This is a genomic window from Butyricimonas faecihominis (assembly GCF_033096445.1).
Lineage (GTDB): Bacteria > Bacteroidota > Bacteroidia > Bacteroidales > Marinifilaceae > Butyricimonas > Butyricimonas faecihominis.
This window is the reverse complement of the sequence record NZ_AP028155.1, coordinates 1,327,379-1,344,025: the sequence shown is the minus strand read 5'-3', so window position 1 is coordinate 1,344,025 and position 16,647 is coordinate 1,327,379. Positions and strand designations below refer to the sequence as shown.

13 protein-coding genes are annotated in these 16,647 nt (G+C 44.3%); 8 read left to right on the top strand and 5 right to left on the bottom strand.

The window, feature by feature from the left end:
* Window positions 1–47 precede the first annotated feature (47 nt).
* From R8806_RS05720 to R8806_RS05710, 3 genes are all read right to left on the bottom strand, one after another.
* Window positions 48–878 carry a PepSY-like domain-containing protein gene (locus tag R8806_RS05720; RefSeq protein ID WP_124315919.1) on the bottom strand — a complete coding sequence of 277 codons (831 nt, stop codon included), beginning with the start codon at window positions 876–878 and terminating at the stop codon, window positions 48–50.
* Window positions 879–1,091: 213 nt separating this feature from the next.
* A complete protein-coding gene (locus R8806_RS05715) occupies window positions 1,092–2,360 on the bottom strand; it encodes a sensor histidine kinase (protein WP_124315918.1) in 1,269 nt (422 codons plus the stop codon).
* Window positions 2,357–3,043 carry a response regulator transcription factor gene (locus tag R8806_RS05710; RefSeq protein ID WP_124315917.1) on the bottom strand — a complete coding sequence of 229 codons (687 nt, stop codon included), beginning with the start codon at window positions 3,041–3,043 and terminating at the stop codon, window positions 2,357–2,359. Before R8806_RS05710 ends, R8806_RS05715 begins: the two co-directional genes overlap by 4 nt.
* Before the next feature lie 281 nt (window positions 3,044–3,324).
* Here R8806_RS05710 and R8806_RS05705 point away from each other — a divergent pair, with 281 nt between their 5' ends.
* Together R8806_RS05705 and R8806_RS05700 are read left to right on the top strand one after the other, a co-directional pair.
* Window positions 3,325–4,611, top strand: a complete 1,287-nt coding sequence (locus R8806_RS05705) for a DUF4261 domain-containing protein (RefSeq protein ID WP_229782921.1) — start codon at window positions 3,325–3,327, stop codon at window positions 4,609–4,611.
* A gap of 120 nt (window positions 4,612–4,731) precedes the next feature.
* Window positions 4,732–5,307: an RNA polymerase sigma factor gene (locus tag R8806_RS05700; RefSeq protein ID WP_124315916.1), complete on the top strand. Its 576-nt coding sequence runs from the start codon at window positions 4,732–4,734 to the stop codon at window positions 5,305–5,307.
* Here the strand turns inward: R8806_RS05700 and R8806_RS05695 are convergent, their stop codons facing one another.
* Window positions 5,308–5,946 (bottom strand): hypothetical protein, encoded by a 639-nt coding sequence (locus tag R8806_RS05695; protein WP_124315915.1) that lies wholly within the window; start codon window positions 5,944–5,946, stop codon window positions 5,308–5,310.
* Between the two features lie 47 nt (window positions 5,947–5,993).
* On the bottom strand, window positions 5,994–6,638 hold the full coding sequence (locus tag R8806_RS05690) for a hypothetical protein (protein WP_124315914.1): 645 nt from the start codon (window positions 6,636–6,638) through the stop codon (window positions 5,994–5,996).
* A gap of 420 nt (window positions 6,639–7,058) precedes the next feature.
* Between R8806_RS05690 and R8806_RS05685 the strand changes: the two genes are divergently transcribed.
* The 6 genes from R8806_RS05685 (at window position 7,059) to R8806_RS05660 (ending at window position 16,549) form a co-directional block, all read left to right on the top strand.
* Complete coding sequence (locus R8806_RS05685) at window positions 7,059–8,228, top strand: FecR domain-containing protein (protein WP_124315913.1); 1,170 nt, start codon at window positions 7,059–7,061, stop codon at window positions 8,226–8,228.
* An 83-nt stretch (window positions 8,229–8,311) separates the two neighbouring features.
* Window positions 8,312–11,995, top strand: a complete 3,684-nt coding sequence (locus R8806_RS05680) for a SusC/RagA family TonB-linked outer membrane protein (RefSeq protein WP_124315912.1) — start codon at window positions 8,312–8,314, stop codon at window positions 11,993–11,995.
* Window positions 11,996–12,007: 12 nt separating this feature from the next.
* The gene (locus tag R8806_RS05675) at window positions 12,008–13,585 is read left to right on the top strand and encodes a RagB/SusD family nutrient uptake outer membrane protein (protein ID WP_124315911.1); all 1,578 of its coding nucleotides are present in this window, start codon (window positions 12,008–12,010) and stop codon (window positions 13,583–13,585) included.
* A 17-nt stretch (window positions 13,586–13,602) separates the two neighbouring features.
* Window positions 13,603–14,529: a hypothetical protein gene (locus R8806_RS05670; RefSeq protein WP_124315910.1), complete on the top strand. Its 927-nt coding sequence runs from the start codon at window positions 13,603–13,605 to the stop codon at window positions 14,527–14,529.
* A gap of 184 nt (window positions 14,530–14,713) precedes the next feature.
* Entirely contained in the window at window positions 14,714–15,271 is a 558-nt protein-coding gene (locus tag R8806_RS05665; protein ID WP_229782920.1) for an RNA polymerase sigma factor, read from the top strand.
* Window positions 15,272–15,376: 105 nt separating this feature from the next.
* Window positions 15,377–16,549, top strand: a complete 1,173-nt coding sequence (locus tag R8806_RS05660) for a FecR domain-containing protein (protein WP_124315909.1) — start codon at window positions 15,377–15,379, stop codon at window positions 16,547–16,549.
* Window positions 16,550–16,647: the final 98 nt, after the last annotated feature.

Below are 16,647 nucleotides of genomic sequence, written 5' to 3'. Positions count from 1 at the left end.
AAGATCCTCTTGTTTTACGTTACAACAACTTAAATGTTACCTGTTTATTATCCCACGATGTTTCCATCCATATCTACAGTCACGTATTTCTCGTTATCGCCTTGTTCCAGTTCGAAGATGTATACTTTATTTCCGTCTGCACTTTCTTTGTAATCAATATCATCAATGTGGAAACCGGGATTTGCGGCCTTCACTTTGTTAGCGATTTCCTGAACGTCTCTTTCTCTAACATCCCAAGTCGTGTATAACCATTCATTAGCACTATTGAAGTGTAATTCTTTGGCTTTGTTATCGTGTAAAATGTCGATTTCGGTGATTCCTTTTTCGACTTCAATGTCCACGATTGTTGCTTGCGGATAGTTCTTGTTGATGAAATTTTTCAAGACTTCAGAAACCGTGTTAGGCTGGTAATTGTTGTTGTTATCGACGTCTTCTACGGCTTTAACTAAAGTTCCGTCTTCCGCGTAGAATAAATCGAATTCCTGTTTGCTTTTTTCAACTTCGATCACGTACACGGTTTCCATTTCAACTCTTTCGAGCATATCCACGTCATCCACTCTCCAGTCTTTGTATTCCGATTCTGCGAAAGCGGTTTGTATGGCTTCCGGGAGATTCTTGAATAGAATGTCACTTTCGGTCATTACCCATTCGCCTTTGGTGTTAAACCATGCTTCCTTCTCGATGTTATTGTCATAGAAGTCAGCCACATAGTGGTCGTGTTGCAGTTCCCAATCGATACGTTGTGCGTTCGGGTATTTTTCGTATAGAACGTTCACGATTTTCTCATCCGGAGTGTAGTTATCATTGTCATCGTCACAGCTTGTGAAAGCAAATCCGGCTAACAATAAAGAAGCGAAAATAGTCATTCTTGTTTTCATGGCATATAAATTTTAATGTTTGTATTCTTTGTTCCAATTTCTGAGAACAAAGTAAAGGGGTGATTTTGGAAAGATTTGGGAATCGAAATTATTTTAGATTTAAAAAATTGAAGATTCTGTGATTTATGATTTCCGATTCAGTGATTTTTTCCCCGTGAATGTGTGCCTTTTTTAATCACGGAATCATTGAATCGGAAATCACAGAATGATATATTAGAATTGTAAATCGAATCGGTGTTTACCGTCAAAGGAGTAGGAAATGTGGAAATGATAAAGATGGACGATACTCTGGACGATTGCCAATCCTAGTCCGGTGGAATCACTTTTTTTGTTGTCGGCTTGGTAAAAACGGGTGAAAAGGCGGGATTGATCCAAAGCGTTTCCATCTGTGCTGTTCGTGAAGCTGATCCCGGTTGATTGTATGCGAATGGTGATACTTCCCTCGTTCGGGGTGTGTATCATGGCGTTTTTCAACAGGTTCGTGATTAATATATTTGCCAACGATTCATTTATATGGATTTTACAAACGGCATTTTCCTCCACTTCCACGTGCAGTTTTTTGTGCTCGTAAATCTCTTGAAAATCTTCCACGAGTTCTTTGATAATCGGGTTGAGTTCCACTTCTTTTGTTTCGTGGAATTGACCGTTCTCGATACGGGAAAGGAGCAACAGGGATTTGTTCAATTTCACGATACGTCCTAGATTCCGGTGGATGTCCTCGATTTCTTCCAGTTGCCCTTCCGTGCAATCCGGTCGTTCCGCCAGTAATTCCAGCTTGTTCCGGCAAATGGCCAACGGGGTCTGGAGTTCGTGGGAGGCGTTTTCGATGAATTGTTTCTGTTGGGAATACATCTCTTCGTTTCGCCGGGTCATTTTAAGTATCGTTTCGTTTAGTCGTTGGAACTCTTTTATCTTGGTCGGGTTCTCCAACGGGGGATTCTTCCCGCCTAGGGTGAATTTGTTCAACCAGTCCAGTAATTTGTAGAAAGGGGCCAAGCTTTTCCTGAAAACAAATTCGGAAACGATCAGGATACAAATAAGTAGCGTGATGTACAGGATCACGATTGACCATAATATTGCCTCGATCATGTCGTCTTGTTCCAAGGTTGAGATCATGATGGTCAACTCGTAAAACTTTTTGTCCTGTCCCCGGAAGGCCGTCTTTAAAACACGAACGGGATCGAACTCGTATTCAAGCTCGTAGAAACGGGTCGAATCAAAATAACGTTCTTGGTAGTGAATCGCCTCTTTTTCGGATATTTCCTTGATAAAGTATTGGCTCATCAAGTCACTACTATTGTTGATTGCTGCCGTGTCTCGCTGGACTTGTTGAATGATGAGATGCTTGTAGTTTTCGAGGCTATCGTCCGTCTCGTCCAGAATTTCATCCAGTATGCTATAAAAGAAAAAGCCTGCCCAGAACGTGAGGATAATAATCATCACGATCGAGAGTTTACTTATCGTGTGGTGGATGAGTTTCATGCTTCCGGCGTTGTGATTAGTTTATACCCGAACCCGTACACAGCTTTTATCTCCGGGATGGCCTCGGCGATTTTCATCTTTTTACGTAAGTTTTTCACTTGGGAATAGATAAAATCAAGACTATCGGCTTGGTCAATGTTGTCGCCCCACACGGCTTCCGCCAACGTCGTTTTGTTGATCAGGCGGTTGGGATTGGTGACAAAATAATAGAGCAAATCGAATTCTTTACGATTGAGTTTCAGCTCTTTTCCATTGATGAACACGGTGTGATCGTCGGGACGGACGGTCAGGTTTTCAATTTCGATCTCGGTATTCCCGTCGGTTTGATGGCGTCGGATCACGGATTTCACCCTCGCGTGTAATTCTGCCAAGTGGAATGGTTTTGCGAGGTAATCATCGGCACCGAGATCAAGTCCCGTGACCTTGTCTTCAATGGAATCCTTGGCCGACACGATGATCACGCTTTCCCGTTTCTTTAATTTTTTCAGCTCTTCTAGAATCGACAAACCGCTACCCCCGGGGAGCATAATGTCCAGCAAGATACAGTCGTAGTCGTAATCATTGATCTTTTGCAGGGCTGTAGAATAGTCTGCCGCTGTCTCCACGACAAAACGTTCTTTCTCCAGTGATCGGGTCATCACTTCTCGCAAGTCTTTTTCGTCTTCAATGATTAATATCTTCATGGCGTTGAAATTTTATAGAACAAAAATAGTAATTTATTCTGGAAAGAATCTGGAATAAATTTTAAATAAGAGACTTCCGGGAGTGCATTTCCGATTTATTCCTTTATATTTGCCGCAATGCAAAAAGAGGTTGTATGAAGGATAAAGACCTGTCTTCGGACATTCCGGCTACGGTATGGCCTGTCCTGTTGTTTGGGATTGTCATGCCTGTTGGGGCTATTCTGATCTTACATCATTATTATTTGCTTTTTTGATGTAATAATAATTTAAATAATAGAAATATGGAATATCCGAGTGTTGAGGCGTTAATGGAACAGATCCGGGATTGGGCGGAAGAAGAAGATTACGATGCAATTATAGAGGCTCTGCCAGAGCTGAAAAATCCCGGTCAATTTTACGAGGCGGTTTTGTGTCTTGCTTATGCTTATTTGAATCAGGGGTTTTATCGGGACGCGGAAGAGTGGTTGCGTGAAGTGGAAGACCAAGGACGTGAGAGTGGTGTTTGGAATTACCGAATGGCCGTGGCCTTAATGCATCAAATGAGACTGGAAGAGGCATTGCCGTATGCCGAACGTGCGGTGACGGTGGAGGCGGATTACCCGTGGGGATGGTTGGTGTATAGCAAATTATTGTATGGATGTCAAAGAACCGAAGAGGCGCTAGAGGCTGCCGGGAGAGGTTTGGCTTTGATGCCGGGAGACGAGGAATTTACTTCGCTGATCGAGGATATTTCCAACGGGTTGTCATTTTTTGAAGTTACGGGCGTGGAGGAAGACGATGGGAAGGTGGAGAACGGGGAAGAGAAGGCCGGGACTTTTTGCGGGTCCGTGTTGCTAAACTCGGTGAGTTTCGACGTGGATAAGGTCATGGCTGATTTGAAGGCGGAGTGGGGAATAGAACCATCCGATAAACCGGGAGATATGGCCAGTGATGATACGCGTGCAGACGAATCGACCCGGGTGTTTTATCTCGGTGAGACTTTGGTGGCGATCAGTCTCATGCCGGCGAGAGTTCCGGATGGAGAGGCCGAGTATTATGCAGAAACCAATTATATGTGGCCGGAAGCCGTTGAGACAACAAAAACACATAAGGCTCACGTGCTGGTAGCGGTTCTTGCTCATGGCTTGACCCCGGTGGAAGCGGGTAAGTTACACGTGAAAGTGATCGCTACTTGTCTGAGACAGCCCAATGCTATTGGCGTTTATGTTTCCGGAACCGTGTTCCAACCAGAATTTTATATCGAGGTGGCCAATATGATGAAGGAGGATGAGGAAAACTTACCCGTGTTGGCTTGGGTGTATTTCGGCCTGTACCAGAGCGAGGTGGGAAATAACGTGTACACGTACGGGATGACGGCTTTCGGGAAAGAAGAGATCGAGATATTGGGAAGTAAACATAGTTTGACCGAGTTACAAGGATTCATGCTTGAAATAGCCTATTATGTTATCGGTTCGGACGTGACGTTACGGGATGGAGAAACATTAGGTGGCAGCGAAGAACAAAAATTACCGATTACCCGCTCAAAAGGGGTGGCCGTGGAGGGTATGACTTTGAAGATTGAATATTAATCAGAATCTATTTCGAGTTTGATCATATGGAGCGTATTTTATAAGGTCTAGGAGTTTGATATTGTTGGCGATTCGTTATCTTTGTTGGTGATAAATCCTTGGAATAGGTGAAAACAGTGCATGGATAGTGATGATATATTTATAGGATTGAAGCGTCGGGATGAAGCGGCTTTGTCTGTTCTTTTCGATACATATTACGAGAAGTTGTATCTTTTCGCGGAAAAGTATATCTATGATTCGGATAAAGCGCATGACATCGTGCAGGATGTTTTTCTGAAGATATGGGAGAATGCCGAACGTTTGGAGCTAACGTCTTCCATCCAGCATTATCTTTTCGCGTCCGTTCGCAATGGTTGCTTGAATTACTTGAAAAGTCTGCAAATCGAGGATCGTAATAATCGTAAGTATGCGGAGGCCTATATTGAGTCGCAGAACGTGGATATGGTGGACGATGAAGAACTCCTTGCCCGCGTCCGGCAAGTGCTTGACGAGTTGCCGGAAAAGTGCAGGGAAGTCTGTCTTCTGCGTTTCGTCGAGGGGTACAAGTATGCTGAAATTGCGGCCCGGCTTGATATGAACGAGAATACCGTGAAAGCCCAGTTGCACCGGGGAATGGAGCGCTTGAAACAGGCCTTTGCCACGTATGACTACGTGCTTGTTCTTTGCGCTCTCGGTCGGATTTTCATGGACCGGTGATTATTCCAGTATGATATTCGTGTATTTGGACACGGAGGCTCTCGTGTTCACCGGGGAGAGGGCGAACGCATAAGCGACGCAGTTGGCCGGGGTAAAATCCTTGTGTAAAGGGATTTCTTTCGTTCCGGGTATTCCTCGTTTTCCTAACGGGTAGGCCAGCGTGTCCTGTTCTTTCGTGTCGTGGATGACTAGATATATATCGTCCTCGTCTTTGGCGAGGGGACTGAGGGGTTGACGGAACCACTCCGCACGGACGATGCGTTCGTTTTCCCGGATATGGACCTCTACCGCGGGTTGTGTCAGGTTTCCCGTCGTGCAGGTCACTCGTTCCAAGCGGATCGTGACGTCGAGGGTTTCCGCATCAATTTCCACAGCATTTTGATTCATCCCGATGAATCGGGTTCGGGCGGTGGACCAAGATTGACGGGGGAATCCGGCTTGTATAGCCGCGTAGAAATGGTAGGACAGGTCGGAAAGTGCCTTAAAGCGGGTTTGTTGGATGACCTGTGCCGGGGATTGTTTTTTCTTTTTGAAAAAGATTTTTCCCTTGGCGATGCTTTTCCCCTTGTACTTGCACATCGTGACGTTCCCCACGGAGCCGGAGGCGTTATCGAAAATATGTGAGTGAAATATAGCCATACTGATTTTAGATTTATGATTTACGGTTTTGGATTGAAGGATTCAGATCACTTTAGCTTAACCTTGTAGTAAAGGCTATTCGTGAACGAGTCCCTGTCCGCGTTCGTGAAGAAGGCATAGACATGAGCTTCCGTGGCATCCGGTTGTTCGAGGGGAATGTTGGCGATCCCGTCAGTCCGGGTGATGCCCGTGTTCTCGATGATTTGGACCCGGAAAGGTTCGTTGTCGTAAATCACGGCGAGTACGAGTTCATCCTTGTTTCTGCGGTCAAGAATCCACGGGGTGGTTTCCCAGTTGATCGAGAGAATTCCTTCCGGGGCATCCTGTTGCCGGAAGTGGAAGGGCATCTGTAAGTCCCCCACGGTAAATTTTAACAGGGCGAAATCCCCGATGTTGTAGTCCGTGTCGTACGCGTTGATATTCTCCTTGACGAAAAGGTTGTATCCCGAAGCGATGTTCCTGTTGTTCGCCTCCCTGTTCCACGAGTAAACCAAAAACGTGTTCTTCACGGATTGATAAAGGGTTACCACCGATGACAATCGGGTGTTTTGGTGGGCTCTGGTGGGTGAACCTGCGTTGCCATCATACGAGGGAAATTTGCGACCGAACGTTTTTCCTCTTTTGTGGTATATAACCATACCATCGAATTGCCCGTGGGCATCTTTTAATAAACCGGATTTAATTTCTACCATAACTTTACTATTATTAATAATTACCTATTACTCTCCCGTTTCATTTGTGTTGTTAACTAAATAGGTGGATAAAGGTACGACAGGAATGACCGTTTGTCAAGTTAAATATCCTTTTCTTTTCTTAAAATGGCGGCGATGATCGGGCGACAAGGGGGCGAGCATGGGGCGACGGCGCCTATTTACCGCCTATCTGTCGGGCAACAAGCAGGCAACGGGGGATTGTATCCGTGAAGAATGGGTATTTATAGGGATGTGATTTGTTTGGAAAGTAAAATATTTACTTGATTTTAATATTCTTGTTATCAGTGTTGTAGGTATTTTTATTCATGACTGAGACTGTTTTTTTGAAAAATTATTCGTTTTCTTGTAAACATTTTGGAGGGGGAGTTTGTCTTTAGGGTGTAATGAAGATGAAAAGTCATGGAGAAAGAAAATATACATATTGATTGGGAAGTCATTTCGAAAAGTTTCCGGGGCGAGTTGTCCGGGGAGGAGCGGGAGAGGTTGGAAAGCTGGTTGGCGGTGTCTTCCCGGCATCGGGATTTCTACCGCCGGGCGCTTGAAGGGGGAGAGACGGACGTCACGGTCGGGGTGGATCGAGACGTGTTGGCGGCAAAGAAAGACGAGTTGATGCGACGGGTCCGCGTGATGACGGGGAACGTGAAACCCCGGAGGTCGTTGAGGTGCGTGTGGTATGCTGCGGCGGTTATTTTGCCCTTGGCGATTGCTGTCGGGATGTGGGTGAATATGGGAGGACGGGAGAAAAACATGGTGATTGCCCAGCGGGTGCAACCGGGTAGTGGGCGTGCCGTGTTGGAATTACATGATGGGAGAACCTATTTTCTGGACACGACTCGGGTGGTTGAAACCGGAATCGAGGGAAATCTGGCAAAAGCTGAAAAGCAATCGCTGGTTTACACGAAACGGGAGGCCGAGGAGCTGGTGTATAATAAAGTGATCGTTCCCCGGGCGGGAGAGTATTCTCTCACGTTGTCGGACGGGACGCGGATATGGTTGAATTCCGATTCGGAGATTCGTTATCCCGTGGCTTTCGGGAAGGAGCGGAGAACGGTCTTTTTATCCGGGGAGGCCTATTTTGAGGTGGAGAAGGACGCGGAACGCCCGTTCTATGTGGTGTTGGACGGTATGGAGGTGAAGGTGTACGGGACATCGTTTAACGTGAACACGCATTATCAAGGGAAGATCCTGACTACGCTGGTGGAGGGAAAAGTGGGCATCCGGGTAAAATCGACGGGGGCGGAAAGCATCCTGCAACCGAACCAGATGGCCGAGTTTAATTGCGAAAAGGAAGAAGTCGAGGTGACGGACGTGGATACGTACTACTACACGGCTTGGCGGGCGGGGGAGTTCGTGTTCCAGAACGAGACGATTGAGGAGATCATGGATCGTTTGTGTCGCTGGTATGACACGGAGGTTTTCTACGCAAATGACGACGTGAGAGGGAAGCGTTTCACGGGGATTATCGCTCATTTCACAGACGTGGCGGACGTGTTGCATTTGATTGGAGAGACTGCGACGGTACAGTTTGATTTGAAAGGGGACGTGATCACGGTAAGTGATTTAAAATAAAACCGCAAGTTGTGGCGCAACTTGCGGTTTGATAACGGATGTTGTGTGTACATCCATAATGTTTAATATTAATCAACAAATCTATGAAAAAAATCAGAAAGTCGTTTGATTTTTCGGACTTTTTATGTTCGATAAAGATGAAACTACTAATGGGCAAATGGGGGGTAATGGTGGTGATATTGTTGGGATTGCCTTGCATTACTTTGGCTCAGAAACAGAAAGTGACGATCAACGTGAAGGAGGTTGACGTGCAGATCGTGTTCAAGCAAATCAAGGAACAGACGAACCTGAATTTCGTGTACAATGCGGACCAGTTGAAAGCGATGAAAAGCGTGACTTTGAACGTTCGGAATGTCTCGGTGGATGCCGCTTTGGCAAAGCTGTTCGAGGGTTCCCCTTTCGAGTATAAGTTCGAGATGCAATCGATCGTGATTAAAAAGAAAACGGAGAGAGTTGGGAACGAGAAGATGGTGTTATCCGGTCTGGTGACGGATAAAAATGGCGATCCTTTACCCGGTGTTGCCGTTTTGTTGAAAGGGTCTATGGTGGGTACTGCCACGGATATGGACGGGAATTTCAAGTTCATGATTCCGAGAGAGAATAATGTCGTGTTGGTGTTTTCCTTTATCGGGATGAAGCGGCAGGAGGTCGCCGTGAAGGATGATAAACCGTTACGTGTGGAATTGGAGGAGGATGCCACGGAGTTGGATGAGGTTGTTTCCTACGGGTACTATAACGTGGATAAACGACACATGACGAGTTCGGTGACTTCTTTGAAGATGGGCGATATTATGATGCCGGGGGTAAGTTCGGTGGATCAAATGCTGGAAGGGCGTGTGCCGGGGATGATTTTCATGCAGAATTCGGGACAGGTGGGTGCGGCTCCAAAGATTAAGATCCGGGGAACGACGACGGTTTTGGGGTCTCAAGCTCCGTTGTGGGTGTTGGATGGTGTGATTTTGTCTGATCCGGTGAATATTGACCCGACGAGCATCAATGATTTGGATTTTGTGAATTTGTTGGGGAATGCGATTTCCGGTATTAACCCGGACGATATTGACAAGATCGACGTGTTGAAGGATGCTTCGGCCACGGCTATATACGGTCCGAGGGCATCGAACGGAGTGATCGTGATCACGACAAAGAAGGGGAAAGTGGGGACCCCGTCGGTTTCCTATTCTTTGACAGGAACATTCCGTCAGCGGCCCCGATACACGGACCGGGCGGTGAACGTGATGAATTCTCAGGAGAGGATAGATTATTCTCGGGATATTGTTGAAAATAAACTGGAGATCCCGGATTTGGAGAGTTGGGTGGGTTATGAATCCGCCTATTATGATTACCAAAGCGGTAAAATCAATCACGAGGAGTTCTTAAATGCCGTTCATAAAATGGAAACCGTGAACACGGATTGGTTGGGGATTCTAATGAAAGATTCTTATTCACATAATCATACGGTGAGTGTTTCCGGTGGTACGGATAACATTCGCTATTATGCGTCTTTGGGATATAGTAACGAGAATGGTAATATCCGGGGAGAGAAAAATGATCGCTATTCCGCTTTGACCCGTTTAAATCTGAACTATAAAAATTTCACGATGCAATTCGGGTTGAATGGTAGTACGATTAAAAAGGAATATACACCGGAGAAAGTCGGGGTGACCGATTACGCTTACAATACTTCCCGTAGTATTCAGGCGTATGATGATAACGGAGATCTTTGGTTTTATCAAAAGAGAAAAGCAGATGCTAGTGCTTATGATCAGCTATTTAATATTATAAACGAGCGAAATAATACTTACGATAAGATTAAAACGGAGCAAATCGGTTTGAATGTTTCCTTGGGGTATTACTTGTTTCCGGAATTGAAAGCTGAAGTATTCTGTTCCTATAATGTCTCTAATTCAAGCGAAGAAATATATTTTGGGGAGAAAACGTGGTATATTGCCGAGTTAAGGAAAAAGAATGCGGAAACGGGAGAAATAGATTTCGGAAAGACATTGTGTCCTTCCGGGGGAGAATTGCGGCTGGATAATACAAAAAACGAGAACTATAGTTTCCGGGGATCTCTTACTTTTAATAAAAGTATCGACAAGGGACAGGAGCATGTCGTTTCTGCTGCCGTGATCGGGGAATTGAGTTCTTCGAGATATAGTGGTTTCAAGATCACGAAACGCGGGTATCTACCGGAGCGAGGGTTGATTTTTGACAAGATTGAGTCGATGACAGACGGCAATCTTTACACGAAATATAATGAATGGTTGTTGACTGATGCGGCTAGAGGACAATTGAAAGATAATCTGACGAATTTGGTGGGATTGATCGGTACAGCGACTTATTCATACCGGAATGCTTATATTTTTAACGTGAACGCGAGAATTGATTTTTCGAATAAATTTGGGGATGCCAGTAATGATCGGTTGTTGCCGATATGGTCTGTTTCCGGGCGTTGGAATATGCACGAGAATGTGTTGCGAAATATAAGCTGGATTGATATGCTGGCGCTGAAAATGTCGTTCGGGTATCAGGGAAATATGTCGGCACAGGATTCTCCCCGTTTGATTATTAAAAAGGGAGGTACGGATAACGATTTCAAGGAATATTCCTCGACAATTGATAGATACCCGAATCCCAACTTGAAATGGGAGAAGACTTCAACTTACAACGTGGACGTGGATTTTTCGTTATTCAATAATAAAATTAACGGTACGGTCGGCTATTATTACCGTTACACGACAGATGCTTTCCTCTCGAAAAAAGTATCCGTGGTGAATGGCATTGATACTTACACGGTGAATAGTGGGAATTTGAAAAATCAAGGTTACGAGTTGACGTTGAATTTCGTACCAATTAACACGATGACAACGGTTAACGGGAAACGTCGTGGGTTAGTCTGGCGTTTTGACCCGAATTTTGGTTCGGTGTTTAACCAGTTGATTGATAAGATAAAACATAAGGATCAAGTGTTGCAGGATGAAGTGACGTTCGAAGATTATTTGAATGGTCGGGTACAAATATCCGGACGTCCGGTGAACACGTTTTATTCCTACAGATACAAGGGGTTGAACTCGAAGAACGGGGCTCCGATGTTTTACGGGACAGAGGCGACGACTATCGTGGATGGGGAAGAAAAAGATACGAGCGAGATTTACGAGGCGATGGATCGTGAGGATGTGTGGATGACCGTGATGGAACATTCCGGGTGTCGGGAGCCGTTTTTACAGGGAAGTATAAGTAATTACCTCGGATGGAAGAATTGGGGACTTTCTTTTAACTTGTCATATAGTATCGGTTCGAAAATTCGTTTGTTCAGGTTGTACCCGAATCAAGGAGTTGTGAATGGACCGGAACAGAATCTTCGTCGGGAACTGGTAAATCGTTGGCGTCGTCCGGGAGATGAGTTAAACACGAATGTTCCCGGTATCTTGTCGGGAAGAGATCATCTGGATGCTGTTTTTCCTTGGTGGGATGGAGAGACATACGATTTTTCTAGGACGTTGTGGGATATGTATGACTTTTCCAATCTTCGGGTGGCATCCGGTAATTATTTGAAATTGTCAAGTATTTCGTTGCGGTATATCGTGCCGGAAAGTTTTTGCGAGAAATTGCGGGTGAAGTCTCTTTACCTGAATTTGAGCGGGACAAATTTATTTACCTTGTGTAGCCGGAAGCTAAAAGGGCAAGACCCGTCTCAATCCGGTTCTACCGATTTGATTAATATTTCCGTGCGTCCGACATATTCACTTCAATTAAATGTAACGTTTTAAGTAAACAGAGTTATGAAAAGAATATTATTTGTTGTTGTAGTAGGATGTTTCTTGTTTAGCTCGTGTGGGGATTTTTTGGAAGAGTACTCCAAGGATCTCGTGTACGCCAGCTCTTGCGAGGATTTGGATGAGATTATTATTGGTAACGGGTATATGAAAAGAAATGCGAATCAGGAATATGCCTATTACAGGGAAAATGAACTGTATTACCCGTATTTACACGTGATGGATGACGACGTGGAAGAGTTTCTTTCCGGGGCGGTAAAAATGTTAACAAATGCGAATCCTGCCGTCCGATACCGAAATTTCTACACGTGGGGAGAACGTCCTTTTTCTGATATGACCGGGGTGGAATTGGTTGATTCTGACTGGAAAAGATTATACGAGCATATCGGGTATGTTAACGTGATTATATCTTACGTGAAGGAGTTCGAGAGCGATCCGGAAGAAATTCGCCATCGGATTGCGGGAGAGGCTCTGTTTTTACGCGGGTGGTATTATTATATGTTGGTGAATCTTTACGCTAAACCTTATTCAAAGGAGACGGCAGGAAAGGATTTGGGCGTACCTTTGAACATCACGGAGTTTATCGAGGATAAGTATTTTAGCCGGGATCCGGTGGAGAAGGTGTACGAACAAATTGTTTTGGATTTGAAGAATGCGGCGGATAACTTGGCTGGTATCGTTCAGCCAACTTTTTACAGAGTAAATGAAGCGGCGGCCCGCATCTTGCTAAGTCGGGTTTATTTGTACATGGGGGAATGGCAGTTGGCTATTGACGAGTGTGACAAGGTGTTGGCCTTGGGATGTAAGTTGCGAGACATGAATGGTTTGGACGAAAAATGGTTGAATACGGTGAACTCTCCGGAAATATTGTTTACCCAAGGTAGTTACGCTATTGGAGGGTTGATGAACAATAATCTGTCACGATACGGAATTACGGGTGGTGGACGTTATCGTGTTTCGGATGAACTTCTGGCCTTGTATAAGAAATACAAGAACGATGGCGTGGTTGATTTGCGGGAAAGTGTATTTTTAGAGCCTTCCTCAAGTTATTGTCCGGGATATTTCTTTATCAGGAAGACTCCTGATTATAGTAATAATCGTAAAGGATCGGTAAAAGTTTATGATGCTTGTCTGATTCGTTCTGCCGAGGTTTATTTGAATAAGGCTGAGGCTCAGGCGATGCTGGATCAGCCGGATGCGATAAGTACGGTCAAGGTTTTGATGGAGAAACGTTATAAAGATGGCGTGTTGCCCGCAATAGACGGTTTGAAGGGAAAGGGTTTGGTTGATTTTATCAGGGAAGAACGGCGTCGGGAATTGACTTGCGAGGGGCATCGGTGGTTTGATCTGAGACGTTATGCCGTGTCACCTAAATATCCGGAATTGAAAGAAATCACGCATGGGGTTTACCAGTCCGCGATGGCGAGCTTGAAACCGGGCGTGTATGACGGGAGTTACACGTTGAAACCGTATGGTCAGGATAATGCCTGGGTGTTACCGATACCGGATTACGAGATTATTTTTGATCGAGGGGCTATGGTGGACAACGATAAGCGGGAACCTCGGGAGAAGAATGAAAATTAACATTAAAAATTGCGAGTATGCTAAGAAATATTTTTGTTGTACTGGGAATGGTGTTTTGCTTTTGTGTGAGTTGTGACAAGGAAGACAATGATGTAAAGGCAGTCGAAAATATGCGCGATTGGTATAAGGTTGAGGATAAACCGGGCGAGGTGAATCATTTGCTTTATAAAATGTACAAGTATTATGACGTGACTATTTTTATTAATGATACTCTTGGACAGGAAGAACGAGGTGTGGATGCCTACGGGGAACCTATCGTTCACACGGAATTGTTTGATATGGGGTATTACGTGTACGGGACTTACACGGATGGGCGAATGACGTTATCCGCTGACAGTGCGGCCATGATTGTTGCCATTAATATGATAGAAGATCGAGTGATTCCGCATCTGCCGGAGTCGGGAGCTTACCGGCCACATTCTTTTTTGTTGGCAGATTCTGTTTTCTTGACGCAACAAATCGGTTTTTCCTATGTTACTTACGAAACGGATATTTATAGCCGGGGGATAAGAGGAATGGTGATTGGGAAATTGAACGCGATCAAAAAGATGAGTGAGGATGAACTGAAATGGTTAGGAGGGGAGATTTTGGCTGTGAAATGTGCGGACTGGATTCAAGAGTTTTGTGTGGATGAGTTACTGGATTTTTATAAAATATCCGGGGATTCTAATTATGATGAAGCGAGTATGTTTGCCCCGGCAGATTGTCCTGAAGAGCTTGGATTTATTAAATGGCTGGAAGTGGAGGTTTCATCCCGTAATTGGGTTAAGACTCCTACTAAGGAACAAGATATTCGGGATTATGTTGCGGCTATTTACGCTTATTGGGGAGAAAAGGAGAGGTTCTACGAGTCGTATCGTGATTATAAGGATATAATTAAGAAGTTTGATTTGATGGTGCCTTTGGTCGAACGGTTTAAGAAAGCAAATTGTGAGGTGAAGTAGGAGAAAGAGCGTGCAGGGAAGGTTGAGATTGGGAAGTCTTGTTGTATCAGGACTTCCTATTTTTTAGGGAAAGATTTGAGCGTTTTATAAATAGAGATTTGAGTTTGCTATTTATTTGTGTATTTTTGTCTTTGTATAAATGGGTGGATTGGATTATTATTGATGTGTTAATTTGTGTAGGAGTATGGAAATGTTTTCCCCGAAAATATTGGAAAACTTTAAAAGAGGTGATGAGAGTGCATTTCGTTATTATTACGAGATGTATTATCCTGCTTTGTGCCTGTTCGGAATCCGGATGGTGAAGGAGGAAGATGACGTGCTGGATATTGTGCAGGATGTTTTCGTGAATCTGTGGAAGGCGAGGGAGACGATAGAATCGTTGGTTCACATGAGAATGTATTTGTACCAATCCATGCGACATCGTTGTCTGAATTATATGCGGGTGAAGAAACTGGAAGAGACGTATTGTCATGAATACGCATTGCTCGAATCGGAAGAGGGATTCGGGGATGCAGTCGTGGAGGAGGAGATACATCGGTTGGTGATGGAGGAAATTGAGCAATTGCCACCGGAACAACGTCGGGTGATCATGTGGCATTTGGAGGGAAAGAATAATATTGAAATTGCTGAGATCCTGAAAGTTTCTGTGAACACGGTGAAGACGCATAAAGCCCGTGCCCGTCAGCAATTAAAAACTAAGTTGAAGGATCTTTTCGTGATGACGTTCGTCTTGGGATTATAATCTTTGTGTATTTTTTTGAAAAAAGTGATGCTTCGTGTCATCCTCTTGGTCGAGATCTTTGTATTAATAATAGTTAGTGGGTGAGAAACCTATAATTATTTGAACATGGAAAAAGAGATAGAAAGGTCTATAGAGGAAAAAATTCAGCGAATGAAGGCTTATTTGGACGGGATGTTATCCCCGGAAGAGGAAGCGGAATTTTTGTATTGGATAGATTCATCTCCGAAGAATAAGGCTTTATTGGAGCGTGTACGAGATGAACGTGTGTTGTTGGAAAAAATTCGTTTCCGGGAGAGAAATGATCTGGAGAAAGGATGGGATAGTATTCAGAAGAAGATACGGAAGCGTCCGGTGTTATTTGTGCGCTTGATGCGTTATGCAGCCATGTTGGTTGTTGTCGTGTTGGGAGGGATGATGATTTATGAAATTTGGTATGGTAAGGATCGAGAGAGAATCGAGTTGGTGCGAGGAGAATCTATTCCGGTGAAAGGTGGATGCAAGGCGTTTTTAGAGTTGACAAATGGGGAACGCTTGGTGTTGGATAGCGTGAGTAAATTAGAAACCCAAGTTGAAGGAGTTGTGATTAGAACGGGAAATGAAGGAACCGTTGTCGTGAACGAACAAGATAGAGATTCGTTGATTGAAAAAGTGGAATATAACCGGATGGTGGTACCCCGGGGTGGGGAATACAAGATTGTGTTGGCAGATGGTAGTGAGGTATGGGTAAATTCACAATCCGAGTTGGAATTTCCTTCTCGTTTTACGGGAAACGAACGTCGGGTGAAGTTAAGGGGGGAGGCATATTTCGAGATTACCAAAAATGTAGATATGCCTTTTATCGTAGAGGTTCAGGATAAGGAGATACGGGTGTTGGGAACAAGTTTTAACGTGAGTGATTATGCCAATAAATTTGTGACGACGTTAGTAACTGGAAAAGTCCAAGTAAATACGAAGCATCAAGATTACGTGCTTGATCCTTCGATGCAGATACAAGTGGAAGGGGAGAAGGTGTCGGTGGACAGGGTGGATGTGAAGGAGTTCACGGCTTGGAAAGATGGTTTGTTCGTGTTTAAAAAACGACGTTTGCAGGAGGTAATGGATATTTTGTCCCGGTGGTATGATGTGGACGTGTTTTACCAAAATGTAGATTTGCAGGATTTGCATTTCACGGGGACAATTCAACGACATAGCGAGATTGTCGATGTGTTGACGTTTCTGGAAAAGACGGATATGGTGAAGTTTAATTTAGAAGGAAAGACTTTAATCGTTTTCAAATAAAAAGCTGTTGAAAACTTGGACCTTTTCAACAGCTTGAGTAAACAACAGTGTGTTTAATCTTTTAGTAAGAACAAATTTATGGGAAAAAATCGACAAAT